The organism is Sodalis sp. RH20, from assembly GCF_047324205.1.
In the GTDB taxonomy this organism is placed as follows: Bacteria; Pseudomonadota; Gammaproteobacteria; order Enterobacterales; family Enterobacteriaceae; genus Acerihabitans.
On sequence record NZ_CP178733.1, the window covers coordinates 1155544 to 1181117 of the forward strand.

Here is a 25574-nt window from a genome sequence, read left to right on the forward strand (position 1 = left end):
TTTAGGGTAGCTGACATAAAGGTCAACTGCTACAGGGGCTATTATGATTAACAAACGGCATATCGCCATCACAGTGATTACCGGCTATTTAGGTTCCGGAAAAACGACTTTATTGAATCATATGCTTTTGCAAAATGAAGGCGCCAAAATCGCGGTTATTGTCAATGAATTCGGTGAAATGAGCATTGACGCAAAACTGTTAGTCACACACAGCGATGAGCAGCTGATTGAATTTAATAACGGCTGTTTATGCTGCACGGTGCGCGGTGATCTTATAGAAACGATTGATCAGCTGATGCAGCGCTCGGATGATATTGAATATATATTTATTGAAACAACCGGCCTTGCCGACCCGGCGCCGGTGGCGTCCACTTTTTTTGTTTCCGATGAGATAAGCCGCCGCGCCCAGTTGGACGCGTTTATCTCGGTGGTGGATGCGGTTAATATTGATAAAAATCTTGCAGGCAGCCTGGAGGCAAAAGAGCAAATTGCTTTTGCCGATATTATCATCCTGAACAAAGCCGATCTGGTTACGCCCGAAAGGCTCCATCAGGTCAAACAACGGATACAATCTCTCAATCCCATTGCGCATATCCACGTCAGTGAATATGGCCGCGTGGATATCACCGAACTCATGAATACCCATGGCTTTAGTTTGACGGAAAAATTGAAAATTGAGCCTGATTTATTAACCGATCATACCCATGAGCATGACCCATCCATTTCTACCCTGGTGCTGCGGGAACGCTCGCCGCTGGATATTAACCGTTTCATGGCATGGATGACCGCACTGCTCGCTGTGGATGGCGATAAAATGATTCGGACGAAAGGTCTGCTAAATGCCAAGGGTTTTACGGAACCGGTGGTATTTCAGAGCGTGCGCATGCTCACCACGCTAAATCATCTCGATGAATGGATGGGGGATGCCGTACATGAAAGCGAGTTGGTGGTAATTGGTAAAGATCTTGATCCCGAAATGCTGAAAGCTGAATTTTCCCATTGCGTTTTTACCCCCCGGAACGGAGTGACTATATTATGACTGAATTAAACCTACAGCTATCAAGTTTACTGATCATGTTTGCCCTAGGATTGAGGCATGGCCTCGATCCCGATCATATCGCCTGTATCGACGGCCTGACCTGGCATGCTATCAGGCATAAGCATGGCCATGCCAAGTGGGTGGGGACATTGTTTGCCATCGGCCACGGCGGCCTGGTGACAGGCATTGCCATATTCGTAAGCTATTTTACGCAAACCCTTACCTTGCCCCCCCCGGTGCGGTTTTCCCTTGATTGGCTGCCGACGTTAATGCTCTTGGCCATTGGGGTGACAAATCTGTGGACACTAATGAACAGCGCCAACTACCGCCCGGTAGGTTGGAAAATGAAATTGTTCCCGACCCGATTATTAAAACAGTCCAATCCGTTGTCTATTATTCTGGTCGGGGTCATATTCGCCGCGGTGTTCGATACGGCGACGCAGGCGGCGGCGTGGGGTTATGTTGCCAGCAATAGCAATCAAAATTGGCAGGCGATGTATGCGGCCATCATGGGATGCGTATTTACCGCCGGCATGATGATAACCGATACCATGGATGGCAGGATTGTTAACCGGCTAAGCCAGCAGACGGAGTCAATACAGACAAAAAACGTCTGGCGCAACAGCCTGGGCTACCTGATTGTATTTATGTCTTTTTTCGTGGCTGTTTATAACATTACAGTCGAGTTTAATCCTGAAATTGCTTTTAACGAGCTTGTCTTCACTATGGTCGGGGCAGGGTTTGTCATTTTAATGTTGCTATTTTTAGCCTTTCATTATTTCCGTAATAAAAAATATAGCCATAAAAAATCCATGGATACGCTGGCCTAGATTATTGCCAGTGGAGTAAATGGCAATAAGTGTGTTATGCGTCACGCACCCTTATAAAGCAGGCCTGGGGTTATTCTTGTAATTGTTAAATTTCACATCGCAATGATGTGCCGATACCCTTTTTCTTAAAAACATGTAAGGAGTTAATATGCGTCATGGTGATATTTCCAGTAGCCCGACCAGTGTCGGGGTCGCGGTTGTAAACTATAAAATCCCGCGTTTGCATACCCGGCAGGAAGTTATGGAGAATGCGCGGAAAATAGCGGAAGTGGTTAAAGGTGTTAAATCAGGCCTGCCGGGGATGGACTTAATTATTTTCCCTGAGTATAGCACCATGGGCATTATGTACGATCCGGACGAAATGATGACCACGGCGTCGACCATTCCTGGTGATGAAACGGCGGTTTTTTCGGCTGCATGCCGTGAAGCTAATGTGTGGGGCGTGTTTTCCATTACCGGCGAACGGCATGAGGAACATCCGGCCAAAGTCCCGTATAACACCCTGATCCTGATCGACAATCAAGGCGATATTATCCAAAAATATCGCAAAATCCTGCCGTGGGTCCCGGTGGAGGGGTGGTATCCTGGCGATACCACTCATGTGGTCGCGGGACCGAAAGGGATCAATATTAGTCTTATCATCTGTGATGATGGTAATTACCCGGAAATATGGCGCGATTGCGCCATGAAGGGCGCCGAGTTGATTGTCAGGTGCCAGGGGTATATGTATCCGGCGAAAGACCAGCAGGTGCTTATTTCCAAAGCCATGGCCTGGGCCAATAACTGCTATGTCGCGGTGGCGAACTGCACCGGCTTTGATGGCGTTTATACCTATTTCGGCCATTCCGCCATTATCGGGTTTGACGGCCATACGCTGGGTGAATGCGGGGAAGAGGAGATGGGTATTCAGTATGCCCAGTTGTCGATACCTGAAATTCGCGATGCGCGTAAATACGATCAGTCACAGAACCATCTTTTTAAATTGCTCCATCGAGGCTATACCGGCGTCTATCATTCGGGCGATGGTGAAAAGGGCATTGCCGAATGTCCGTTTGATTTCTACCGGACCTGGGTGCTGGATGCGAAAAAAGCGCAGGAAAACGTGGAGCGCATCACCCGCGGCACCATCGGCGTGGCGCAATGTCCTTATGGCGATTTGCCGCATGATGCCGTCGGCAGCGAAAGCTGAGCCGCCATTGCTCTATCCCGTTAAAGATCAACCCGCAACCCGCTTAAGGAACCTTAAGCGGGTTGTTTATGCGTTTTAATCTCACTTTATTACACCGCAATATTCTTATTTCAAGCTGCAATTTTCATACGCAGATATCATACGCTGACGCCCGCCAGGCTTTGGAAGAGCGGTCGCGTTGGCCGGACGGTGTGTTCCTGCACAAGCTTGGCCGCCCTGTATCACGGCATCGCGCCCGGGTGTTGAATGCGCCCGAAAAGGTGATTGGTCCGGGACTGAGGGACCCTATTGTCGCCTCAAGCGGTGTTAATGCGTGGTGGCGCCATCTGTACAGGGTTATTGGTGAATAAGATTCATTGGTGCAATCTGAAATTCACCTCTAATCGTCAATTGCAATCCTTGATAACCTTATAAAGGTTAATTATTTAATATCTCATTAATTCGCTTTTAGAGCCTAATCTCTATAATTCGTAACGCAAAACAGGCGATTCCGGAGAAAAGTATGACGATGAATGTACGTGGTTACGCCGCACTGGCCGTGAAAGAAGATTTGGTGCCGCACAATTTTGTGCGCCGCGATCCCCGGGCTAACGATGTGGTGATTGAAATTTTGTACAGTGGCGTGTGCCATTCAGATATTCATAATGCTTACAATGATTGGGGCAATGCGACCTTCCCAATGGTGCCCGGGCATGAAATCATTGGCCGCGTCACCCGGGTGGGGGCGGAAGTTACGCGTTTTAAAGCCGGTGATCATGTTGGCGTCGGTTGCATGGTGGATTCCTGCCAGCACTGCGATCCTTGTAAGCAGGGGCTTGAGCAGTATTGCGAAGAAGGCAATACGCTGACCTACAACGATATCGATCGTCACGATAAAATGCCGACCTATGGCGGCTACTCCGAAACCATCGTGGTATCGGATAAGTTCGTGGTCAAAGTGCCGGATGGCCTGGATCTGAAGGGCGCGGCGCCGCTATTGTGCGCCGGTATCACTACCTGGTCGCCATTGCGCCACTGGAAAGTAGGCAAAGGGACCAAAGTGGCGGTGGTCGGCCTTGGCGGCTTGGGCCATATGGGGCTGAAATTCGCCAAAGCGTTAGGCGCCGAGGTCACACTCTTTAGCCGTTCTCCCGGTAAAGAGCAGGATGCGCGCCGGCTTGGTGCCGATCACATAGTGATCTCCACCGATGACGACCAAATGGCGGCAGTAAAAGGAGAATTTGACCTTATCGTCGATACGGTGCCTTATGTTCACGATCTTAAGCCTTATGTCACGACGCTCGCCCTTAACGGTACTTTGGTGCTGGTGGGCTATTTGGGCGAACTGGACCCGGTGCTGAACTCCGCACCGCTGGTCCTGGGACGTAAATCAGTCGCCGGTTCGGTGATTGGCGGCATTACAGAAACCCAGGAAATGCTGGATTTTTGTGGTGAGCACGGCATCACTGCTGATGTTGAAATGATTAATATCCAGGATATCAATGATGCCTGGAAACGCATGCTGAAAAGTGATGTGAAATATCGCTTTGTTATAGATATTTCTTCTTTAACTGCATGATTAAAAAGATGAAAAGGCGACAGTACGTCGCCTTTTTCAAATAATTTTTTCAACTGATGATTAGTATTTATCGACTGCTAAAATTCTAACTCCTAATTATCTCGTGTTTTGCACAAAAAATCACCATGACTCAACTTGTATTGTAATGATAAAAGTAGCTAATTAACTAATATCCATACAGTATCAAGCCGATAGAGAGGCCATGTCTATCACAAAACGATAGTGTACGTCCGCCTGTTCCATCCGCGTAAAAGCCTCGTTTATCTGATCCATACGGATCATCTCGCAGTCGGGCAGGATGTTTTTCTTTGCGCAGAAGTCGAGCATTTCCTGGGTTTCTCGAATGCCCCCGATGGGCGAGCCGGCGATCCGGCGACGGCCCAGGATCAGAGGCACGGTGCTCGGTTCGGCAAGGGGACCGACCTGGCCCACCAGTACTAATGTGCCGTCGATATCCAGCAGCGGCATATAAGGATTGAGATCGTGCTTGACCGGCACGGTGTCGATAATCAAATCGAACCCGGAGGCGGCTTTCGCCATGGCCTCCTCATCCGTGGAAATCAGCAGGCAGTCGGCGCCCAGGGCAAGGGCATCGGCTTCCTTGTTGGCGGTGCGGCTCAGGACAGTCACGTCCGCGCCCAGGCCAACCGCCAGCTTGACCGCCATATGGCCCAACCCGCCAAGGCCAATCACGCCGACCCGGCTGCCCGGACCGACGTTCCAGGTGCGCAGCGGTGAATAAGTGGTGATGCCGGCGCACAGTAGCGGTGCCGTCCGTGAAAGATCCAGCCCGTCCGGCACGCGCAGCACAAACTCTTCGCGCACCACTAAATGCTTGGAGTAACCGCCTTGTGTCGGTTCATGGGTAATGCGGTCCAGACCGCAGTAGGTGCCGGTATTGCCTTCCCGGCACAGCTGCTCCTCTCCGTTATGGCACTGGTCACATTCCATACAACTGTCCACCATGCAGCCTACGGCCACAGCATCACCCACCTTATAGCGGGTGACGTCGGGGCCGACGCCGGTGACGCGGCCGACAATTTCATGACCGGGGACAATAGGGTAGGTTGTCCAGCCCCAGTCGTTATGCGCCGTATGGAGATCCGAATGGCAGACTCCACAAAAGAGTATCTCCATGGCGACATCGTTAGGGCGCAGCGCGCGCCGTTCGAATACAAACGGCGCCAATGGGGTAGTGGTACTGAAGGCGGCATAGCCGGTGGTTTTCATCTGTTGACTCCCTTGTTCTGGATAATGATAATTCAGGAACAGAACTCTTGAAGGTCCTGAATTGTCTGCTATTTATTAAAGCAGTCGTATCCGGCATTGTGAATATATCGCGTTGTGCTGTAAAAAGAGTAATACTTTGGCGGCTAAACAATAGGCGTATTCATGGATGATTCTTGCCTTATCCTCTTGGTTGATACCCGCAAGCCACTGCCAGAATATTAACAATGCCATTATCGCCGCCCTGACTGGGGAAATAAGTAAGCCGCGGCGGCGGGGATCTCAACTGGGGAAATCGGTGGTGACACTGATTTTTTCCCAGGCATTCACTTCTGTTAGCTGGTTTTCCAATTGGGAGCGGACATACTTAACGGCATCGCTGCCCAATAGCAGCCTGAAGGGCGCGTCAGCCGCCTCGACGGCTTTAATGATTACCTGGGCACCGCGCGCGCAATCGCCGGGCTGCTTACCATGGCTATTATCCTTTTCTTTCCGGCGCAGTCCGGCGGTATTGGCGTAATCAGCGATAACAGTCTTTGATTGCTGCAATGAACGGCCGGCAAAATCGGTACGAAACGCACCGGGTTCCACCACCAGCACCTTGATACCAAGCGGACTGATCTCTTTTCGCAGCGCGTCCGACATACCCTCTAGTGCGAATTTGGTCGCCGCGTAATATCCTGACCCTGGCTCGGCACCGCGACCGGCGATAGAGGAAACGTTGACTATGGTACCGTTGCGCCGGGACCGCATGCCGGGCAGTATCGCCTTGATCATCTTCACCGGGCCAAAGAAGTTGGTGGCAAACAGTTCGTCGACATCTGCCTCGTCGCCTTCCTCCACCGCAGCGCGGTAGCCGTGGCCGGCGTTGTTCACCAGCACGTCCACCCCGCCGAAGCGAGCTTCAGCCTGGCGCACCACCTCGGCAATCAGGGTATTGTCGGTCACATCCAGCGCGACGGCCAGCGCGGTGTCGGGATAGGATGTTACGATATCCTGAACCTTTACCGGATCCCGCGCGGTAACCACCGCGTTCCATCCACGCTCAAGAACCGCCTGAGCGAGATAGCGACCAAGTCCGGTGGAACAACCGGTAATTAACCATGTTGGCATAGAGAAAGTACCTCAGAAAATTGTGTTATCGTTCGGGACGGAAGCGTTTTCTTCCGCATAAACTGCCGCTTTCAAATAATGATGAAACACCCTTTGAGCAGACTATTGAATGGTGGCTGATAAATATCTCCCATTATCTGTTCCGAAAAGAAGGAAGTTCTTTACACACTAGAACCTGATCAAAATCCTCAAGATTTTCGAAAAAATGTGATCACTTTTTTTACATAACAAACTATAGAAGAGTTATTCAGGAACAATTACTCTTATGTTTTACTTGCCGTTATGAGTGATATTCATGAGTCATCCTCCGCAAAAATTACGCTATTTTCCGAGCGCCCAAACCTTTCCCTCGCATTAATGAAGAACCGCCATTTGTGTTATAACCAGGAAAAGATACGCTATCGCCCAGGAGGTTTAAATGACCATTAATGCACCGTTTTCATTAGCCTATGCGGATTTACGGACTGTTTTATACAGTGTGTGTCTGTTAAATTTAATGACAGGATAATCGATGAGCTGGCTTGGGAAACGCTGAATACGGGCCCATTAACGCCAAATAGACCCCATAACGACGGAATAGTTATGTAATGCCCACAAAATTGATGAACGTCAAAACAGTTATTAACACACTCATCGTCTCGTTACGGCGGCTCGTTAATATCCAACCTGAAGAGATCCCGGCGCTGGCATGGTCCTGGCTGTATGTGTTTGCCCTTTTCCTGGCTTATTATGTGTTGCGGCCGATTCGGGATGAGTTGGGCGTGGCGGGCGGCGTGCGCAATTTGCCCTGGCTTTTTACCGGCACGCTGCTGGCGATGCTGGCGGTGAATCCCCTGTTTGCCGCCGCGGTGCGGCGATGGCCGCGCGAGCGTTTTATTGCAGTAACCTATCGTTTTTTTATCGTCAACCTGCTTATCTTCATGCTGCTGATGACGGTGGCCACACCCGGCCAATCGGTGTGGGTCGGCAGGGCGTTCTTTATTTGGGTTTCCGTCTTTAATCTGTTTGTGGTGTCGGTATTCTGGTCGTTTATCGTCGATGTGTTCGACCGTGAACAAGGCAAGCGGCTGTTTGGTTTCCTGGCCGCCGGGGCGACGCTCGGCGGTTTGGTGGGGTCGAGCCTGACGGCGGGTTTTGTTGAAATGGTGGGGCAGAACGGTTTGCTTATCATTGCCATGATCCTGCTTGAGATGGCCGTGTTTGCTTCGCGCCGGCTGTCCAGGGTCAGCGATGTCTTCCAACGCCCCCTGCGGGGCGACGAATCCAATAAGGCCCTGGGCGGGGGACTGTTCGCCGGCATGACGCATACCTTTCGCTCCCCCTATTTATTGGGCATTGCGTTTTTCATGTTGTTTTATAGCGTCACCTCCACCTTTTTGTATTTTCAGCAGGCCAGTATTGCCGAGGGTAATTTTGTGAACAGCGCGGCCAGGACGGTATTTTTTGCCCGTATAGATTTCTGGGTGAATGCCATCACCCTGGTTTTACAGCTTTTCCTGACCGGACGTCTTATCGGCTGGCTGGGCGTGGTGGTCACTCTGTGCGCGCTGCCGCTGTTTAGCCTGGTGGGATTTGCCGGCATTGCCGCCTATCCGGCGATCGGTTTATTCGTCGTGGTACAGGTGATGCGCCGGGTGACGAATTTCAGCCTGGCAAGGCCCACGCGCGAGGTCCTGTTCACCTCGGTGGCACGCGAGGATCGCTATAAAGCAAAAAATTTCATCGATACCGTGGTGTACCGCGTCGGCGATCAGGTCGCAGGGTGGACCTATGCCGGGCTGGTTGGGCTGGGGTTGAGCATGACGGGTATTTCCATCGTCGCCGTGCCGCTTTCCGCGCTTTGGCTCGGCTTAAGTGTCTGGCTTGGGACCCGCAGCCAGCTAACGCTATCCAGAACTGTTAACAGAGAGACTGATTGAGATGAAGCTTTCGCGCCATACGGCTGTGATCGCCCGATATTTGGCGGAAAAGTCATATGCTAAATTGTTTCAGATTGATTCGCAATAATATCCCTAGGGCATTCAGATGCTCACTGAAATAGATACCGAATGGCCGATGAAAAATAATAGATGAATATTTATTTCATGTAATTTTACTAAAATAGCCAGTTGAATTAATGAAAAAAACTCACAGGCCTTATCAATATATCGGTATAGTCAATTTTATTTTATTAGCTATACTAAAGTATTCTTGTTCTTCGCTGATTTTATTAAAGAAAGTTATATTTACTGCGGTGTTACTCTATTAGCAATCAATGTTTCTAAAAGAATAGGGTATTTGAATTCTTTAAGGGTTTCGCGATACGGCAAATTGATATTTCGTTTGTTGAAGCTAAGTTCATGCTTTTCTATATTTTAACTGAGCTTGCGCGAAAATTTAATACCTAAATTTTCAGGGACTCTAAGAATGCAAAATCTCGATATCATGGTCATTGAACACGCAATTAATTGGATTAAAACGCAACCGGTGTGGCTTTGCACCGTATTGAACACGTTTGGCTCTTCCCCCCGCCCACCCGGCACCATGATGTCTATCAATATGGCAGGTCAATTCTGCGGTTCATTGTCAGGAGGGTGTATCGAAGAAGATTTTATTCGCAGGATACAGGAAGGTGAGTTCCGGCATGCAAGCCAGGTTGTCCGTTATGGCGAGGGCGGGTTGCCCCCTGATCGCACATTGCCCTGCGGCGGTGTGCTTGATATTCTTATTGAGTATTTACCCGTGGCATCGCACTATACAAACCGTCTTGTGGAATTGCACCAGGCGCTCCTAGGGCGATTTTCTTTGCGAAAAGTCGTTGCGACGCCGTTTAGTTGCGAATCTCTTGAAAAAGCGGAATGGCGTAGCAGTACGGTGGTAGAACGTCATGATGAAAAAATCGTTCTGACTATTGCGGCAGCGCCGCGCGTCATCATCGCCGGCTTGTCAGAAGTGGCCATTTGTTGCATGGAATTTGCCGTTGGGCTGGGTTTCGAAACCATCATATGTGAGACTCGGGACGATATCCTTGATAACTTCAGACATCGCATTCACCGCCAGGCCATCCTGAAAAATGTATTTCCCGCCAGGTACCTGGAGCTCAATGGTTGCCATGCCAATACTGCAATAGTGGCATTGACGCATGATCCGCGTATTGATGATTTGACCTTAATGGAAGCGGTCAATACCCCGGCGTTTTATCTAGGTGTGATGGGGTCGGAGCGTAATAGCAATACCCGGTTACGCCGGCTGGCTGAAATAGGGGGGTTAACCTCTCAGCAACTGGAACGGGTGCATGCACCTATCGGCATCAATATTGGCAGTAAAACCCCGGCGGAAATTGCCTTGTCGGTTATGTGCCATATTGTTAAAGAAAAAAATCATATCCCGTAGCAAGGATTATAGGGGCTTATTGGTGATAAGCCCCTTCCTTATTAAATCAACTTATCCATGGTGATAGGCAGTTCCCTGATACGCTTGCCGGTCGCGTGAAACACCGCATTGCTTATCGCCGCGGCAACCCCGACAATACCCAATTCTCCCACGGCTTTACCGCCCATGGTTGTCGCCTTGTAGTCAGGCTGGCCCACATCAATGGTGACAATCTCAGGAACGTCGGCATTGACCGGCACCAGATAGTCAGCCAAATTATTATTGATCACCCGACCGTTATTAGGGTCGATAATGCCTTCCTCGAGCAATGATTGGCCCAGCCCCATAATCATACCGCCAATCCATTGGCTCCGTGCGAGCGTGGGATTAAAAATACGGCCACTATCAAAGGCGCCTACCATGCGTTTGACGCGTACGGTGCCAAAATCCTGATCAACCCTGACTTCGACGAATTGAGCGCTCCAGCTGTGGGCGGAAACATCCTGCGGCCGGGTCATGGTATTCAGTGCTCCCACAATTTTATCCCGCTCCTCAGACGATGCATCCTGCGAAAATGTGCCGCCTGTCACCTCCAGACGGTCCATATTCGCCACCTGAAGCAATCGTGATAGGGTGATGGTCTTACTGGGGCGCAGCGCCATACGGATTTCGCCATTAGCCAGCACTAAACGCCCGCGGTCAACCCCATGCAGCGGCGAATCCGGCGTCTCGACAGCCAAGGTCAACAAACGCTCCCTCATCAAAGAAGAGGTTTTATTCACTGCGGCCGCCAGATTGCCAGCGAGCTGGGAGCCACCGGCAACACCAGCCCTGGGCAAAAAGGTATCGCCAAGCTGCACGGTTATCTTTTCTGAGGGGATTTGCAGTACTTCCGCGGCCGTTTGCGCCAGTATGGTATAGGTCCCGGTCCCTATATCCGCCCCGGCGCTCTGCAAAATAAACCTGCCGTCGGGTTGCAAAATGAGTTTTGCTTCAGCGGGCTGAAGGTTTACCGGATAGGTTCCCGAGGCCATACCCCAGCCGATGAGCTCACGACCTTCGCGCATTGACCGCGGCGCCATGCTGCGCTTATCCCAGCCAAAGGCTTTCGCGCCTTCAAGGTAAGCTTCGCGCAACCGGCGCAGGCTCCAGGGTTTGTTGAGCTGATAGTCATGATCAGCCCAATTACGCAACCTGAGTTCAAGCGGATCGATATTAAGCGCATAAGCCATTTCATCCATCGCCACTTCCAAACCGAAGGCGCTGGGGTTTTCTCCCGGCGCGCGCATCCAGCCCGGAGTCACGGTATTGATAGGCACGACACGATGGCGGGACTGCACATTGGGAATGCCATACAGCCGCGCCGTCACACGATTGCAGTTCTCAGCGTAAACGTCGTCTAAGGATGTTTCACTAAAACTGTCGTGAATAATGGCCGTTATCTTGCCGTCACGCGTCGCGCCCATCTCTAAATGTTGTGAGGTCGCCGCTCGTCCGCCAAAACCGGTGAACGTCTGCGGACGGGTTAACGACACTTTCACCGGACGTTTTAACTCCCGTGCCGCGGCACAGGCCAGCGCAACATGACTGTAGGGCACCGGTTTGGAGCCAAACCCCCCGCCGACATAAGGAGAAATAATGTGGACATCGCTCCTGTCGATGCCCATCCATTCGGCGATCTCCACCTGGGCGCCCGCCACCCACTGGCTTGGCTCCCATACCCTCAGCTTGTTATCTTGCCATTGGGCGATACAGGCATGGGGTTCCATCGGCATATTGTATTCGCGTGGCGTGATGTAATGGCCGCTTATTCTGACGTCGGCGCTGGCCATAGCCTGCTGTGCATTGCCGATATTGATGCTAAGCGCATCCATGTTTTTAGGCTTGGCGTTGGGATCGGTCGCCGCGATCAGGGCCTGCGTCTCCTGATACTCAACTTTGACCAGCGAGGCCGCATAGGTGGCTTGCTCAAAAGTCTCGGCAATCACAATACCGATATTTTGCCCGTTGTGGATAATCCGGTCATCCTGAAGCGGAGTATAGGTTGATTGCGCCGCTCCCCCCTGGGATATCGGCGTGGGTCTGTGTATCTTCGACGTGTTTAAATGGGTGTAAACGGCGACGACCCCTTGCGCACCCAGGGCGGCGTCCGTCTGCATACCGATAATTCGGCCGCTGGAAATGGTGGATTGAATGACGACGCCATAAAGTACATTGGCTACCTGGTGTTCAACAGCATAGGTGGCTGCTCCACTGACTTTCACCGCGCCGTCGCCCCTCGGGCGGGCGGCCCCCAGGGCCTCATATTTCCCGGTTTCGGGCGGCGTGGCGGTCCCGGTTTGTTGCGCCGCCTGCGCCGAACCAAAACCAATACCGCTTCCATTGACGACGGAAGCAATGGCTGTCGCTTTAAGCAAGCCGCGGCGTACCTTATCGGTTTCTTGCTTCATGATAATCCTCCTGCGGTGAGCAATGCGCGGGTAATAACCTTCGGCGCGAGCACCATTTTAAAATGATTGTGCTCCAATGGCCGGGCATCCGCGATGACCAACTGTGCCGCTTCACTGATGTTTTCTTCACTGAATGTCTTGCCGCGCAAGGCGTTTTCAACCTGGACTGCACGCCAGGGTTTGGTGGCCACGCCGCCGAGCGCAATATGCACATCACGGATCATTCGACCATCCAGTTCGATACCCACCGCCGCGCTGGCCGCGGCGAACTCATAGGACGCGCGATCGCGCACTTTCAAATAATAGGAGTGTTCCAACGCGGGAACACGTGGTATTTCGACAGCGATAATGATCTCATCTGGCGCAATGTCGTGTTCCTTGTCAGGCGTTGTTCCAGGTAATTGATAAAATTGTCCAATAGGGACACTGCGTTCACGCTGGGCGGTATTGCGTAATATCACTCTGGCGTCGAAGGCCGTGAGCGCGACCGCCAAATCTCCCGGATACACCGCGACACAGCTGGCGCTTGCGCCAAGTATCGCGTGATTACGGTTAATGCCCTTAAGTGCGGCGCACCCGGATCCGGGGTGACGCTTATTGCACGCGGAAAATGTTTCCGGATCGCGAAAATAAACGCAGCGGGTACGCTGGCGCAGGTTGCCGCCAATAGTCGCCATATTTCTGATCTGGGGAGAGGCGGCCTGCCAAAGACTGCCGTAAACAACCGGAGCGAGATTGCGGCAATCCGGATGAGCTGCCAATTCACTCATCCGTACCAGCGCCCCGAACCGGATGGACTGCGCCGAGAAAAAAATGTCGCTCAAACCGGGCAGGCGGGTGATATCGATAAGCCGCTGCGGTTTTTCAACATTACACTTCATCAAATCCAGTTGGGTTGTGCCGCCGGCCAGAATACGCCCGCCTTCAGGGGTGACCTGCGACAATGCATCATCTAAAGTTTGTGCCCGATGGTAAGAGAATTCATTCATGCCGACTCCTTATTCAGCGCAAGGGCCGCCTGTTTGATGGCATCGACGATATGCGGATAGGCGCCGCAGCGGCAGATATTGCCACTCATGTATTCGCGGATCTCTTGTTCGGATCCGGCATGTCCCTCCCTGATGCACGCCACCGCCGACATAATTTGTCCCGGTGTGCAATAACCGCACTGAAAAGCGTCATGTTGCAAAAAACACGCCTGTACAGGATGTAAAGTACCATCGCGTTTGACCAATCCCTCGATGGTTGTTATCTGTTTTTCGTCTGCTTGCGCCGCCAGGGTCAGGCAACTCAGCACGCGTTTCCCATCAATATGTACGGTACAGGCACCACATTGGCCTTGGTCACAGCCTTTTTTAGTGCCTGTCAGCGCCAGGTGCTCGCGCAGCACGTCCAGAAGGGTAACCCGGGGATCAACAGAAAGCTCATGAGGCTCACCATTGACAATGATGTTTAACGGTATGTTTTCAGCCATATTTGTATTCCAGTAATAAGTAGGATTCATCTTGAATGCAACAAGGTTGCGCTCTCGTTATAATGGCGAATGCAAATATCCCTTTGACAAGGTGTTACTATAAGATTTAGCTATGTAAGCATTAAATGATAAATATCGGATCGTTTACTCTTGGCATGGACATAACCCAATTTTGAGTCTAAAAATACCCATCTGAATAGAGAGTCGTAATCAGTATTTATTATAATAACGATTAACTGCTATATCTCAGCCACCGGTGCAGATTTCTAATCGCGCATCTACTTTTTTAATATTTAAAATCCCTTCTATTATCATCGCTAAAAACGCTTTATTTTCTAATGATATGAACGTTTTTTAACTTAAATCATGACAGCATGAAACCGCGATAGCGTCATAAATAACGTAGGGTCATGTTGTCTCTATCCTATGCCGTAAAATTCAAAACGCTGACATTCAGTAAACATTTTCACCGTGTAAGTTTAACAGGTGGGCAGCAATTGATTATTGTTGAAACTTGCTAGGCTTAGTGAAAATTATTCATAACTGTTCATCATATGATCTGGTTGTGTCGCCATTAAATCATGAATAAAAGGCGATAGATTTAGTGATTAAATCTCTTTAACGCATTGATTAATAGCATTTAATACATAAATTTATACCTGGGTCAATCCGAGTTTGGAAAACACGCCTCGATTCGCCACCCGATCTTTGGCAACACAATATTTCATCCATAATGAAGATAGCCGCGTTTTGGCGAGAGGATGCAATGTGTCATGGGTTCATTGATCAGTTATAGCATAAGGTTAACAAGATCTTGATTATCAGTCACAAAATGCCTAAACCACAATAAAGTTAACCTTCCAGATGTGAGATGTATAATTATAATGGTTAATCATGATATCGACGGTTGTACGTTATGGGGCGATTCATCGAATGTGTTGCGAGAGGGCAAGGGCAATGCTTCCTGTTGGTATACTGATTGCCGCCGCCGGTCACGGGCTTCGATATAGAACAGCCGGCGGTATAGGACTCAAACTCGAGCATCTGCTTGATAATGGCGTCACTGTGTTCCAGCAGACCTTGCTCAATGCGAGTCGTTCTGGCCTACCAATTCACGTTGTGACTCGTTCCTCTTACACGTCAATTCATCAGATATGCCGGACTTTCCACGTGACTTTTAGCTGTGCTGATACCGATGGGCTTGGAGAAACGATTGCCGCGGGGGTAAATACGTGTCGGGGCTGGAAAGGGTGGTTGGTACAATTAGCTGATATGCCTTTTGTCAGCCACGCTATTTATCAGCAAGTTGCACTTGCGCTTGACCAGCATGTTACTGTCAGGCCGGTATATCGTCATCAACCAGGGCATCCGGTAGGTTTTTCCGCGCAGACAATTGATGTGCTTTTGCAATTGCGGGGCGATTGTGGGGCAAAAGAGGTGCTGAGAAGGTATCCCCCCTTGCTAATAGATGTTAACGATAGCGGGGTGATTACCGATATCGACCTGCCGCCCATGCCTGATGCACAAGTAATCTGATGTAACTATTGTTAATTTCAAGATGGATAGGGTGTCACGGCGTGGCAATAGCAACCGGAGAGCTTTGGCCCTTGACCTGGGCTGCGTGTGATTAATTCATGGTTATGCCGCGGAAATAAACCATGCGGTAAGGTGAAAGGCATACCGCGGCGCATAAGGTAGTTTGAGGGTATTGAAAAGGCGGTATATGGGAAAATTTTCATTTGAGGCCATTGGAACCCGATGGGAAATCGAGACGCTTATCCCATTGGGGACCGGTGTGCGTCAATCCATCCTTGATAGGATCGCGCTATTTGAGGCGGTTTATTCGCGCTTTCGAGCAGATTCTCTGGTGTCTCGAATCGCCGCGGCGCCCAATGGAGGATGTTTTGATTTTCCTGAGGATGCGCACGCATTATTCTCTCTCTATGACCGGCTGCACGCCATAACCGGCGGTGCCGTGGATCCCTTGGTGGGGCGTGCCCTCGAATTGCTCGGTTATGACAGAAATTATACGCTTAAACCCGCGCCTGACCTGGTCAGGAACGCAGTAATAGAGAGTGACACAGCGGTCTGGTCGAAGGACATTATGCGTCAGGGAACTTCGCTTAACACACGCAGGGCTGTTGTGATCGATGTTGGCGCTGTGGGAAAAGGTTACCTGGTGGACATGGTTTCTGAAATTCTCCGAGATGCAGGTTTTGACCAGTTTGTCGTCGATGGCAGTGGTGATATCCGTCACTTTGGGAGATCCACCCTCCGGATTGGGCTGGAGCATCCGTTCAATCCCACAATGGCGATCGGGGTTGCCGCTTTACAGGGACGCGCGCTGTGTGCATCCGCAGTTAACCGACGGGCATGGGGTGATGGATTTCATCACGTGCTTGATGCTCGCACGGGACTACCGGTCCGCGATGTAGTCGCAACCTGGGCTGTTGCCGACGATGCCGCCACCGCGGACGGCCTGGCGACGGCGCTGTTTTTTGTCGGACAGGAACAACTGGTGGATTATTTCGATTTCGAATTTGTAAGGATGTTTGCCGATGGACACGCAGAAGCTTCCGGGAATTTTAAAGGTGAACTCTATTTCTGAGGTTTGCGAAACGCTAACGGTTGCACAGAACATTGCTTACCGCCAGAGCCGTTAATCCGGCGCTGACGTGAAGTTATTTATTAATTTCATTCAACATTGAATGCGTTATAACCCTCTTAATTAAAGTCAGCTTCCTACGTAAGATGGGTCGTGCTGAAAAAGAATTCAATGTGAGGACATAAATGTCATCCCGGCTTGGCGCTATGCCCTGTTTGCACCTTATAGCTTTAATGAGGACCGTTTGTCGCATTTGAATTCATCGATGCTGGATTTAGACAAACACAGACCACTGGCAATGCCGCTTCCGTTCGGGTTCTCAATGTGCTTCTTATTCGGGCGTCACCGACTGCCGCACCGCCCGCTCACGCCGATCCCTGGGGTGATGGTTTGTCTCGACAAAGAGGCAAAGCAATGCAGCAATTCACTCGATGGCGGAGCCGTGCGATATAAAATCTTATTGATATCACTCAGGGAGTGTGCGACATGAATTGTTTCGCCTGCAAAATATTTCTGACGCTCATGCTTGCTCATTTACTGTTAGCCGGCACTGCCATCGCCGCTTCGAAGCAGCCGCAGGCGGCTTTACAATCAACTGAAAGTGATCCCGGACCGGAGAAGCTAATGAGTAAAAATAAACCTGTTGTCCTGGTTGTCGGTGCAAGCGGTAGCATCGGCAGACCGGTCGTCGCGGAAGCATTCAGGAAGGGATATGAGACCAGGGCTCTGGTGCGTGATCCGGGCCAGGCGAAATTGTTCCCCGCTGGCGTCCAGGTCGTCGTGGGTGACCTGACCCGGGCCGAGACACTGCACGACGCGGTCGCAGGCGTCACAGGCATCATCTTCACACATGGCATCAGCGGGAACGATCCGCAAGGAGCCGAGCAGGTGAACTACGGCGCGGTGCGCAACATCTTGAGCGTTTTGCAAGCCCCGGCGCGGATCGCTCTGATGACCACGGTCGGTGTCACGAAACCCACTATCGGACACGACTGGAAGCGGCGTGGGGAGCGGCTTGTGCGCGCCAGTGGTCTGCCTTACACCATCGTTCGTCCCGGATGGTTTGACTACAATACACCCGAACAGCACCGTCTCGTGATGCGACAAGGAGACACGCACTGGGCCGGATCGCCTTCCGACGGTGTGGTTGCCCGTGCCCAGATCGCCCAGGTCCTCGTCGCTTCGCTGACCTCGCCTGCCGCGAATCGCAAAACCTTTGAGCTGGTCGCCGAACAAGGCGCTGCCCAGTCCGATCTGGAGCCGCTTTTCTCGGCACTGCCGGTCGATCCTATCGACGGCTACGACGCCATTCGGGACCGGGACAGTTTACCCCTCGCCAAGGAACCCCCCACGTTTATCCGCGAACTTAATGCTGTCCGTGGGCGGTTCAAAGACTGAGTTCCATCGGGGAAGTGCTGATGGATTCCTCTGACTGTGCTCTCGGGGGCTTTATATCAGTGATCTCTTCCCATTAAACATTACTAGCCTGGCGATGGATTAACCAGAGGGGAGTTGGTCATAGTATGGCATACGTCACTGGTTTATGAATATCTTAATATAACTATATTTCAGCAATACTTCTTTTATAGAAGTTGATTATTAGCCCTACTGTTTTTTAGTATAAAGCTATGTTTTTGCGGTAATTTATTTTTTATCAAACAACTGTCACTCAATTTTAGTTACGACTTTTCAAAAAGTGCATTCATGATGATCGAATCATAATACCCCCAGATTTTTACAATTTGTTTATCCTTTATGCGCAGTACCCAGCAGTATTGCATATTGAAGTTCACTCCGTTTTTACCTTTACCGCCTGTAGCATGGAAACGCAGGCAGGCATAATCTCCGTCAACTATCATTGCATCGATGATCGGCACAGGCCATGATTCCAGTTTGTCATCAAGGCGGTTAAGAAGATTATTCCTGTAGTTTATCTTCCCCCGATAGCATCCTGAAACTGGCGAAGTTCCCAGTGCATTAAATTCCAGATCCTCGTGTAATGCGGCCATAAAATTCTCTCCCCATCCTTGGTTGGCTACCGACTGGAAAAGCGACGATAAGAACTGGCGATTTTCTTCACTCATTATGTATCTCCTGGCTGTTTATGAATTCTGACGTGTGCTTTTAAGAATATCAGAGAGACCGCGGGCTAACAGTTGACGCGGCGCATCGGTTCCGTCGACAGGAAGAAGCGTTCTGCTGCGTATTTTCCAGCGATTATCGTGACGTTCCAGCTCCCAACGATTAACCACTACCCGATGGATACGATACCCGGTAGAATATCCATGGTTGGCCATCTCACGTGGTTCTCCCTGTTGATCCAACTGTAATAGCTGTAAATAGGAGGTGACAATAGCCGTATCGCCTCGTAAGTCGATAAGCGGCAGCCCGGCAAAATGTGCCAGTCCGCTTTTAATTGCCTTTTCATGTGCTGGTCTGAGTATAAATGCTGCGATCGCGTTCACGCCTTTAGCACCATCTAACCCTTCACCTCGATTAAACACACCATCCTCCATATAAACAGAGGCCGTATATTCAGCGAGCCCGCTGTCGGCACTGGGGGGATGAGAGGCAATAAGCTCATAAATGGCCAGCTTATCTTCCGTTATCTGCAGTCGTTGTTCTAAGGTAAGTCGGTTTCTGTCAACCATTAGCCCCTTCTCCTAGTTTGCTGGTTTGTCTGGATTGCCGCTATTATAATTGTTCTTTTTAATTAATTAATACAGCCATAACTGGATGCAGTTATTAGAGCAATTTAATAATAGAGAGGTAGAAATGATTAGCCGTTCGGATTTTTTGGCGCTTAAGACTTTTATCATGGTGGCGGAGAAACTGAACTTCAGGGCTGTGGCGGACAAACTCGGTATATCCGCCTCTGCGGTCAGCCAACAAATCCAGGGACTTGAAGAGCGCTTGGGATTGAGACTTTTAAATCGCACCACACGCTCAGTGTGTCTCACTGAGGAGGGGCGAGTGCTGTATCTTCAAACTGCGCCATTACTGGAAAATCTTGCCGATGCGTTCATGCAAGCGCATTCGCGAAGCAGTATCGTTAAAGGAAATATTCGAATTCATGCCTTTCGTTCGGCTGCTGAAATGTTTCTGGATTGTAAGGTAGCGGGTTTTCTTGCCTCTTTCCCCGATGTGCATATTGATCTCACGATAAATGACTGCCCCGCGGATCTTATGGCGGGACGATTCGATCTCTCTCTACGGCTTGGTGAAGTACTTGACCCAGGATTAGTTGCGGTTCCCATTGGTGAGCGGTTACATCAAATAGTGGTGGCCGCGCCATCCTATCTTGAAGCACGTGGAAACATTAAACAGCCGGAAGATTTAAGCCAGCATAATTGCATTGGCTGGCGTTGGCCGGGCAAGGTGACCCCAGAGCCCTGGCAGTTTTCTTTTAATGGACAGTTAAAAAATATTTCCGTTACAGGAAATCTGGTAGTGGATGACCGGGAACGTCAATATCGGGCTGCCATCGCGGGGATCGGCGTTGCTCAGGTCACAGCGGAAAGAGTGAGTGTTCATCTCGACTCTGGCGCGCTTCATCGCGTTCTCGAGGCATGGGAGAGTCAGTTTGATGGATATTACCTTTGCTGGATCGTGGGTAAAGCTATATCGCCAGCGATGAGGGCATTTATTGACTGGTTGCGAAACGGATAATTTAGCCGGGGTTGTATCAATACCAGCAAGTCCTGGTTTTTCACTGATTTCACTGCTGGATCAGGCTACTTTGTTTCCATGAACCATTCCGGCCTGCCGTTGGTGCTTGAGTCGGTAGTTTTCGCCGGCAATCGGCACGATATGGGCATGATGCAGCAGCCGATCCAGTAGTGCCGCCGTCAGGGTGGCGTCATGCGCGAACGTTGCATCCCACTGCCCGAACGGCAGGTTACTGGTCACGATTAAACTGCCCTTTTCGTAGAGCGCCGCGATCACCTGGAAGAACAGGTTGGCCTGCTCGCGGTTCATCGGTAGATAGCCTATTTCATCGATGATAAGCAGGCGGTAAGCCTTGATGACCCGGCGCATCACCGTTTTGCGCGTGTGCCGTGCTCAACGCCAACAGCAAGTCCGATGCTGTCGTAAAACGCGTTTTGATGCCGGCCTGCGTTGCCTTGTAACCCAGCGCCATCGCCAAATGGGTTTTGCCCACGCCGCTGGGGCCGACCAACACCACGTTCTCGTTGCGTTCGATAAATCCCAGTCCGGCCAGTTCTTCAATCTGGCTGCGCTTAACGCCTTTGGCGAAGTCATAGTTGAACTGTTCCAGCGTCTTGATCGCCGGGAAGCCCGCCATGCGTGTCATCATGCTTTGTTTTCGCACGTTCCGTCCCGCGACCTCTTTGCGCAGCAACGCCTCCAGGAAGTCGCTGTAAGCCGTCTCATCCTTGGCCGCCTGCTGAGCCGCCGCGCCGTAGCCTTGTGCCATGAAGGAGAGCTTCAGAGTCTCGCACAACCGGGCTATCCGTTCATGTTGTAAGTTCATACCGCCATCCCTTGCCGGACGTTGAACAGCAGTTGCTCATAGACGGCCAGGGGTGCTGCTCAGGCGTCGTTTCTGCCAGCCGCTCAGGCACGATTGCCGGCCGACGTGGCGGGGCGGGCTCCTTTGCGGCTTGCACTTGTGGCCGCGCAGCAGCGATATTCCCGCGCCAGGGCACAGCTAGCGCCTGTAGACAGGGCACTTCCTTTGCCAGCCGTGCCGCCGGCTTTTCCTGTGTCGTGCCGTGCACCCGGTCGTTGGCAACTTCTCGCAGCCAACGCGCCACTTCGGCATTGGCGGTGACGACATCGAGCTGCAAGCCGCTCTGGCTCAGACGACTTGCCGGCGGCACATAAAACGAACGCCACAAGTAACCGTTGAAGCGCTCGACCTTGCCCTTTGTCTGCGCGCGGTAGGGTTGGCACATTTCGGGAAGATGTGATTGTTCATGCTGGCAAGCAGACGTACGGAGTGGTTCTGTGACCAGGTTCGATTGCTTTTATGCCAGGTTAATGCAACGTGTTTAAAGGATTTTTCAGGGGAGCTGGCAGCTATCTCTGCGATACGTTGCTGTGCTGGATTGATATTCTGCGCCAGCGGCTTGCGTATGCCATCACGTTGCTGCCGGGTGTAAGCCAGAGAAACATCGGGATAAGCCCCTAAGCCAAGCCGGGATTCCTTACCATTGATGCGATATTTGATATACCAGAGACGTGAACCGCCGGGATTGATCAAAAGGTACAGGCCATGAGAATCGGAAACTTTGAAGGGTTTAGCGGATGGTTTTGAGCTGCGGATTTTTGTGTCGTTAAGAGACATTTGGGGGTCACTCCGTCATCGAACCAACTTGACCCCAAATCTGACCACCAAATTCTCCCGATGCAGAGGGAAAACTGAAAATGCATCGGGAAGATTTCTCACGCTAACTTATTGAATATGAACCACATAGGGATTCGTAAAGCGGCATGAAAACAAGAAATTGGCTCCTCTGACTGGACCTGAATCCATGCGCTAACCAATTGTAGATTAAACAATTTTATATATTCATCAAATAGAACTGGACTCAATTTTGGACTTACTTAAATAAGGTGGCAAGAGATTTCTTTTTGGTCAGTACTATTATGGGGTGTGGCGATCAAATATGACGCCAGCTTCAAATGATAGTGCTGGTCAAGGTTACTACTGTAACTTAGTAACTAAGTGCTCGCTAAGGGAGGCCAGTCAGTATTTCATCAGTGCAACGTTATATGCGCTAATGGCTCAAAATTTGATGCCTGTCATTTGCAAGCGAAGCCCACATCGGGTGATTTGGCCTATCCCCGAAGCAGGGCGCCGCGGAACGATATAATATGCGCCTCTGCCGCAAGCGCGGCCGCCTCGCCGTCCTGTGCGGCCAGCGCGACAATGATCGCCTGATGTTCTTCGATAACCTCCAGCATATGGCCCTCTTTCGACAGCGAACTGGCCCAGAATCGTTGCGCCTTGGCATGCAGCACCCGCAAAATGTCCGCCAACATTGCATTACCGGCGATTTGCGCCAGCAATTGATGGAACTGATAATCCAGGGCCATCATCCGATCCCGCTCTCGGGAATGGCATGCGTCTGCAATCCATTCGTTTATTTCCCGTAGGTTGGCAACGTCCGCAGCGGAAATTCGCTTGCTGGCCAATTTCACACATAAGATCTCATTCGCCAGCCGAACCTCAATCAGCTCCAGCGCATCGTCAATAGAGAGCGGCGATACCATCACACCCTTACGTGGGATAATTTGCAGCATGCCCTCATTGGCCAGGCGGTGGATTGCCTGGTTGATCGGCGTTCTGCCCATCGCCAGCTCATTCATCACCTGCGCCGTATTGAGAAAATCACCCGGCTTATAGCTCAACGTTACCAGCGCCTGTTTAAAACGGCGGTAGGCCAGTTCATTGAGCGACAAATCGGACTCATCGTCCATCGGCAAATCTTGGCTCACGGTATCAGAAGATTTCACGCGTAATGTCCTGTTTAAAACATTTTAGACATTCTACACAAAAGGTGGCATGAAAATCGCTTATTTCATTTCTGAAAATAGAGTGAAATTTCACGATGTTTTCTTTAATCACTTAAATACAGCGAGCTGGCAACTATGGAATTGACCTTTGAGCTACCCGGATCCACTGGCGCCGGGCACCTACAGACCGACATTAATCAATTAATCGTTGCCGGCTGGACCGGTCGCGATCCCGAAGCGATCCTGCACCATATCAGTGAACTTGAAGCGCTGGGCGTGCCCCGGCCAAGTGCAACACCGTTGTTTTATCGCGTGGCCGCCAACCAGTTAAGCCAGCAAGAGGTTATCGAAGTGATGGGCGGCGCGACGTCGGGCGAAGTTGAACCCCTGGTCTTCTCCCATCAGGGCTGTCTTTACGTCTCGTTGGCGTCCGACCATACCGATCGTCGGTTGGAAACTCACAGCGTCGCGCTATCAAAGCAAATCTGTGCCAAACCGGTAGCCCGTACCGCCTGGCCGCTGCATGAGGTGGCGGGGCACTGGGACCAACTCATCTTGCGCTCTTGGATCAAAGAGGAAGGCGAGCTTCGTTTGTATCAGCAAGGAACGTTGGCCAGCCTGCGTAAACCGGCCGAACTGCTGGAGTGCTATTTCTCTAGCCAAGAAATGTTGGCAAGGGGACTAACTCCGTCGTCCGGGCCGATCGACGGCCTGGCCATAGTCTGCGGCACGGTGGCCGCCATCGGTGGCATCCGACCGTCCACGGAATTCCGAATGGCGCTGGTAGATGACGTCCTGGGCCGGACCATCACTCACCGCTATTACTGCACCGAATTACCGGTTGTTGCGTAAAGGGGGGACCGATGATGAAAAAGAGCGAGATGGCCTTATCACAGGCAGCGGAGCGGCTTAATGTCGGCACTGTCAGCGCCCGGGAGTTAACAGAGGCGGCCTTGGCGGCAATGGATGATCCCCGGGGTGAAGGCGTGCGCGTCTTTACCCGCATTTATCGCCGGCAGGCGCGGCTACGGGCGGCGGCCTCCGATGAGCGCCGGAGGGCAGGGAGGCTGCTTTCCTCCCTGGATGGCATGCCGATATCCATCAAGGATTTATTCGACGTGGCCGGCGAAAGCACCACCGGCGGCTCGGTGGTATTGGCCGATGCGCCCGTCGCCGCGCGTCATGCCGTCATTGTCGACAAACTGCTGCGCGCGGGCGCGGTGATCGTCGGCAAAACCAATATGACCGAGTTTGCCTATTCCGGCTTGGGGATCAACCCGCATTATGGCACGCCGGCCAATCCCTATGACCGGGCCACGCGCCGCATTCCCGGCGGGTCGTCCTCCGGCGGCGCCGTTGCCGTCAGCGATGGCATGTGCCTGGGGTCGATTGGCAGCGATACCGGCGGGTCGGTGCGTATTCCCGCGGCCTTTTGCGGGCTGACCGGCTATAAACCCACCGCACGCCGTATCGATCTCGCCGGTGTATTGCCATTGTCTCCCGCGCTGGACTCGGTGGGGGTGATGGCCCATGACGTGTCCAGCTGCCTGGCGCTCGATAATATCATCAGTGACCGGCCGTTGGCGCTGGTCCACAAACCGCTGGCGCAGGCGCATTTTGCCGTGCCGCAAACGCTGGTGCTCGACGATCTCGACGACGACGTAGCGGCGGCGTTTTCCGCCGCTTTGGCGCATCTGCGGCGGGCCGGCGCGCATATCACAGAGATCCCCTGCGTTGAATTTGCCGAACTGTCCCGCATCAACGCCGCCGGCGGATTTACCGCGCTGGAGTCCTGGTTATGGCACCGGCCCTTGATTGAACAAAACAGCGCGCAGTACGACCCCCGGGTTATTTCACGCATCCGCCGCGGCGAGGCGCTCGACGAAAACGACCGACGGCAACTGCTGCGACAGCGCGCCGACTGGCAGCACCGGGTAGCTGCCGCCATCGGCTCGTATGACGCGTTGCTGATGCCGACGGTGCCGCTGATTGCGCCGCCCATTGCCGCGTTGGACGCGGATGAAAATGCCTATTTCCGTGTCAACGGCGCGGTGCTGCGCAATCCGGCGATGATCAATTTTCTCGACGGTTGCGCCGTATCACTGCCTTGCCAACCGGTGGACGCCGCGCCGGTGGGGCTGATGGTCGCGTCCCTGCCGATGCGGGACGGTGCATTGCTGAATTGGGCGCTGCAAATTGAACGCTGCCTGAGCGCAGCACGGTTCCCTGCGGGAAAATAATTTCCTATCGACGTT

General features: G+C 51.7%; 21 protein-coding genes and 3 pseudogenes. 13 read left to right on the plus strand and 11 right to left on the minus strand.

Going from position 1 to position 25574, the window contains the following annotated elements:
* The first annotated feature begins 43 nt into the window (after nt 1-43).
* The 5 genes from ACL2XM_RS05345 (at nt 44) to ACL2XM_RS05365 (ending at nt 4616) form a co-directional block, all read left to right on the plus strand.
* On the plus strand, nt 44-1039 hold the full coding sequence (locus ACL2XM_RS05345) for a CobW family GTP-binding protein (RefSeq protein ID WP_413729926.1): 996 nt from the start codon (nt 44-46) through the stop codon (nt 1037-1039).
* Nucleotides 1000-1869: a hypothetical protein gene (locus ACL2XM_RS05350; RefSeq protein WP_413732564.1), complete on the plus strand. Its 870-nt coding sequence runs from the start codon at nt 1000-1002 to the stop codon at nt 1867-1869. The genes ACL2XM_RS05345 and ACL2XM_RS05350 overlap by 40 nt, the downstream gene beginning before the upstream one ends.
* Before the next feature lie 148 nt (nt 1870-2017).
* Complete coding sequence (locus ACL2XM_RS05355; protein WP_413723089.1) at nt 2018-3058, plus strand: aliphatic amidase; 1041 nt, start codon at nt 2018-2020, stop codon at nt 3056-3058.
* Nucleotides 3059-3126: 68 nt separating this feature from the next.
* Nucleotides 3127-3408: a hypothetical protein gene (locus ACL2XM_RS05360; protein ID WP_413723088.1), complete on the plus strand. Its 282-nt coding sequence runs from the start codon at nt 3127-3129 to the stop codon at nt 3406-3408.
* A 152-nt stretch (nt 3409-3560) separates the two neighbouring features.
* Nucleotides 3561-4616, plus strand: a complete 1056-nt coding sequence (locus tag ACL2XM_RS05365; RefSeq protein ID WP_413729929.1) for an NAD(P)-dependent alcohol dehydrogenase — start codon at nt 3561-3563, stop codon at nt 4614-4616.
* A 183-nt stretch (nt 4617-4799) separates the two neighbouring features.
* On the opposite strand, the gene ACL2XM_RS05370 is transcribed toward ACL2XM_RS05365, so the two are convergent.
* Together ACL2XM_RS05370 and ACL2XM_RS05375 are read right to left on the minus strand one after the other, a co-directional pair.
* Entirely contained in the window at nt 4800-5846 is a 1047-nt protein-coding gene (locus ACL2XM_RS05370) for an NAD(P)-dependent alcohol dehydrogenase (protein ID WP_413732566.1), read from the minus strand.
* A gap of 279 nt (nt 5847-6125) precedes the next feature.
* On the minus strand, nt 6126-6956 hold the full coding sequence (locus ACL2XM_RS05375; protein ID WP_413732567.1) for an oxidoreductase: 831 nt from the start codon (nt 6954-6956) through the stop codon (nt 6126-6128).
* Nucleotides 6957-7543: 587 nt separating this feature from the next.
* Between ACL2XM_RS05375 and ACL2XM_RS05380 the strand changes: the two genes are divergently transcribed.
* Together ACL2XM_RS05380 and ACL2XM_RS05385 are read left to right on the plus strand one after the other, a co-directional pair.
* Nucleotides 7544-8875: an NTP/NDP exchange transporter gene (locus ACL2XM_RS05380; RefSeq protein WP_413732569.1), complete on the plus strand. Its 1332-nt coding sequence runs from the start codon at nt 7544-7546 to the stop codon at nt 8873-8875.
* A 487-nt stretch (nt 8876-9362) separates the two neighbouring features.
* The gene (locus ACL2XM_RS05385) at nt 9363-10328 is read left to right on the plus strand and encodes an XdhC family protein (RefSeq protein WP_413732571.1); all 966 of its coding nucleotides are present in this window, start codon (nt 9363-9365) and stop codon (nt 10326-10328) included.
* Between the two features lie 41 nt (nt 10329-10369).
* Here ACL2XM_RS05385 and ACL2XM_RS05390 read toward each other — a convergent pair whose 3' ends face one another.
* Genes ACL2XM_RS05390 through ACL2XM_RS05400 form a run of 3 tightly spaced genes read right to left on the minus strand, consistent with a single transcriptional unit; the run spans nt 10370 to nt 14231 of the window.
* Nucleotides 10370-12757 carry a xanthine dehydrogenase family protein molybdopterin-binding subunit gene (locus ACL2XM_RS05390; protein WP_413732572.1) on the minus strand — a complete coding sequence of 796 codons (2388 nt, stop codon included), beginning with the start codon at nt 12755-12757 and terminating at the stop codon, nt 10370-10372.
* Nucleotides 12754-13746 (minus strand): FAD binding domain-containing protein, encoded by a 993-nt coding sequence (locus tag ACL2XM_RS05395; RefSeq protein WP_413723081.1) that lies wholly within the window; start codon nt 13744-13746, stop codon nt 12754-12756. The genes ACL2XM_RS05390 and ACL2XM_RS05395 overlap by 4 nt, the downstream gene beginning before the upstream one ends.
* A complete protein-coding gene (locus ACL2XM_RS05400) occupies nt 13743-14231 on the minus strand; it encodes a (2Fe-2S)-binding protein (RefSeq protein ID WP_413728150.1) in 489 nt (162 codons plus the stop codon). Before ACL2XM_RS05400 ends, ACL2XM_RS05395 begins: the two co-directional genes overlap by 4 nt.
* 957 nt (nt 14232-15188) lie before the next feature.
* Between ACL2XM_RS05400 and ACL2XM_RS05405 the strand changes: the two genes are divergently transcribed.
* From ACL2XM_RS05405 to ACL2XM_RS05415, 3 genes are all read left to right on the plus strand, one after another.
* Entirely contained in the window at nt 15189-15767 is a 579-nt protein-coding gene (locus tag ACL2XM_RS05405) for a nucleotidyltransferase family protein (protein ID WP_413732573.1), read from the plus strand.
* 187 nt (nt 15768-15954) lie between these two features.
* Nucleotides 15955-16839, plus strand: coding sequence for an FAD:protein FMN transferase (locus ACL2XM_RS05410; protein ID WP_413732574.1), 885 nt, complete (start codon nt 15955-15957; stop codon nt 16837-16839).
* A 483-nt stretch (nt 16840-17322) separates the two neighbouring features.
* Nucleotides 17323-18234: an SDR family oxidoreductase gene (locus ACL2XM_RS05415; RefSeq protein ID WP_413732575.1), complete on the plus strand. Its 912-nt coding sequence runs from the start codon at nt 17323-17325 to the stop codon at nt 18232-18234.
* Nucleotides 18235-18515: 281 nt separating this feature from the next.
* Here the strand turns inward: ACL2XM_RS05415 and ACL2XM_RS05420 are convergent, their stop codons facing one another.
* Complete coding sequence (locus ACL2XM_RS05420) at nt 18516-18920, minus strand: nuclear transport factor 2 family protein (protein ID WP_413723076.1); 405 nt, start codon at nt 18918-18920, stop codon at nt 18516-18518.
* Between the two features lie 18 nt (nt 18921-18938).
* Nucleotides 18939-19487, minus strand: coding sequence for a nuclear transport factor 2 family protein (locus ACL2XM_RS05425; RefSeq protein ID WP_413723075.1), 549 nt, complete (start codon nt 19485-19487; stop codon nt 18939-18941).
* Between the two features lie 85 nt (nt 19488-19572).
* Between ACL2XM_RS05425 and ACL2XM_RS05430 the strand changes: the two genes are divergently transcribed.
* Nucleotides 19573-20505 carry a LysR family transcriptional regulator gene (locus ACL2XM_RS05430; protein WP_413723074.1) on the plus strand — a complete coding sequence of 311 codons (933 nt, stop codon included), beginning with the start codon at nt 19573-19575 and terminating at the stop codon, nt 20503-20505.
* 60 nt (nt 20506-20565) lie between these two features.
* On the opposite strand, the pseudogene istB reads toward ACL2XM_RS05430, so the two are convergent.
* The 4 genes and pseudogenes from istB to ACL2XM_RS05450 form a co-directional block, all read right to left on the minus strand.
* Nucleotides 20566-21331 (minus strand): annotated as a pseudogene (gene istB / locus ACL2XM_RS05435) (IS21-like element helper ATPase IstB).
* Nucleotides 21328-21764: pseudogene (locus ACL2XM_RS05440) on the minus strand (IS21 family transposase); the annotation flags it as partial. The pseudogenes ACL2XM_RS05440 and istB, both read right to left, overlap by 4 nt.
* A pseudogene (locus tag ACL2XM_RS05445) lies at nt 21758-22147 on the minus strand (Arm DNA-binding domain-containing protein); the annotation flags it as partial. The pseudogenes ACL2XM_RS05440 and ACL2XM_RS05445, both read right to left, overlap by 7 nt.
* A 494-nt stretch (nt 22148-22641) precedes the next feature.
* Nucleotides 22642-23283 (minus strand): GntR family transcriptional regulator, encoded by a 642-nt coding sequence (locus tag ACL2XM_RS05450; RefSeq protein ID WP_413731038.1) that lies wholly within the window; start codon nt 23281-23283, stop codon nt 22642-22644.
* Between the two features lie 171 nt (nt 23284-23454).
* Here ACL2XM_RS05450 and ACL2XM_RS05455 point away from each other — a divergent pair, with 171 nt between their 5' ends.
* Entirely contained in the window at nt 23455-24171 is a 717-nt protein-coding gene (locus tag ACL2XM_RS05455) for a DUF2848 domain-containing protein (RefSeq protein WP_413729938.1), read from the plus strand.
* Nucleotides 24172-24185: 14 nt separating this feature from the next.
* A complete protein-coding gene (locus ACL2XM_RS05460) occupies nt 24186-25559 on the plus strand; it encodes an amidase (protein ID WP_413731039.1) in 1374 nt (457 codons plus the stop codon).
* Nucleotides 25560-25574 lie beyond the last annotated feature (15 nt).

Bases quoted from the DNA above. Each gene is read 5' to 3' on its own strand.
- ACL2XM_RS05430 (WP_413723074.1), top strand. From the start codon at position 19,573: ATGCAGTTATTAGAGCAATTTAATAATAGAGAGGTAGAAATGATTAGC.
- ACL2XM_RS05385 (WP_413732571.1), top strand. From the start codon at position 9,363: ATGCAAAATCTCGATATCATGGTCATTGAACACGCAATTAATTGGATT.
- ACL2XM_RS05380 (WP_413732569.1), top strand. From the start codon at position 7,544: ATGCCCACAAAATTGATGAACGTCAAAACAGTTATTAACACACTCATC.
- ACL2XM_RS05420 (WP_413723076.1), bottom strand. From the start codon at position 18,920: ATGAGTGAAGAAAATCGCCAGTTCTTATCGTCGCTTTTCCAGTCGGTA.
- ACL2XM_RS05460 (WP_413731039.1), top strand. From the start codon at position 24,186: ATGAAAAAGAGCGAGATGGCCTTATCACAGGCAGCGGAGCGGCTTAAT.
- ACL2XM_RS05345 (WP_413729926.1), top strand. From the start codon at position 44: ATGATTAACAAACGGCATATCGCCATCACAGTGATTACCGGCTATTTA.
- ACL2XM_RS05410 (WP_413732574.1), top strand. From the start codon at position 15,955: ATGGGAAAATTTTCATTTGAGGCCATTGGAACCCGATGGGAAATCGAG.
- ACL2XM_RS05395 (WP_413723081.1), bottom strand. From the start codon at position 13,746: ATGAATGAATTCTCTTACCATCGGGCACAAACTTTAGATGATGCATTG.
- ACL2XM_RS05360 (WP_413723088.1), top strand. From the start codon at position 3,127: ATGCGTTTTAATCTCACTTTATTACACCGCAATATTCTTATTTCAAGC.
- ACL2XM_RS05400 (WP_413728150.1), bottom strand. From the start codon at position 14,231: ATGGCTGAAAACATACCGTTAAACATCATTGTCAATGGTGAGCCTCAT.
- ACL2XM_RS05375 (WP_413732567.1), bottom strand. From the start codon at position 6,956: ATGCCAACATGGTTAATTACCGGTTGTTCCACCGGACTTGGTCGCTAT.
- ACL2XM_RS05405 (WP_413732573.1), top strand. From the start codon at position 15,189: ATGCTTCCTGTTGGTATACTGATTGCCGCCGCCGGTCACGGGCTTCGA.
- ACL2XM_RS05390 (WP_413732572.1), bottom strand. From the start codon at position 12,757: ATGAAGCAAGAAACCGATAAGGTACGCCGCGGCTTGCTTAAAGCGACA.
- ACL2XM_RS05370 (WP_413732566.1), bottom strand. From the start codon at position 5,846: ATGAAAACCACCGGCTATGCCGCCTTCAGTACCACTACCCCATTGGCG.
- ACL2XM_RS05365 (WP_413729929.1), top strand. From the start codon at position 3,561: ATGACGATGAATGTACGTGGTTACGCCGCACTGGCCGTGAAAGAAGAT.
- ACL2XM_RS05425 (WP_413723075.1), bottom strand. From the start codon at position 19,487: ATGGTTGACAGAAACCGACTTACCTTAGAACAACGACTGCAGATAACG.
- ACL2XM_RS05355 (WP_413723089.1), top strand. From the start codon at position 2,018: ATGCGTCATGGTGATATTTCCAGTAGCCCGACCAGTGTCGGGGTCGCG.
- ACL2XM_RS05415 (WP_413732575.1), top strand. From the start codon at position 17,323: ATGAATTGTTTCGCCTGCAAAATATTTCTGACGCTCATGCTTGCTCAT.
- ACL2XM_RS05450 (WP_413731038.1), bottom strand. From the start codon at position 23,283: ATGGACGATGAGTCCGATTTGTCGCTCAATGAACTGGCCTACCGCCGT.
- ACL2XM_RS05455 (WP_413729938.1), top strand. From the start codon at position 23,455: ATGGAATTGACCTTTGAGCTACCCGGATCCACTGGCGCCGGGCACCTA.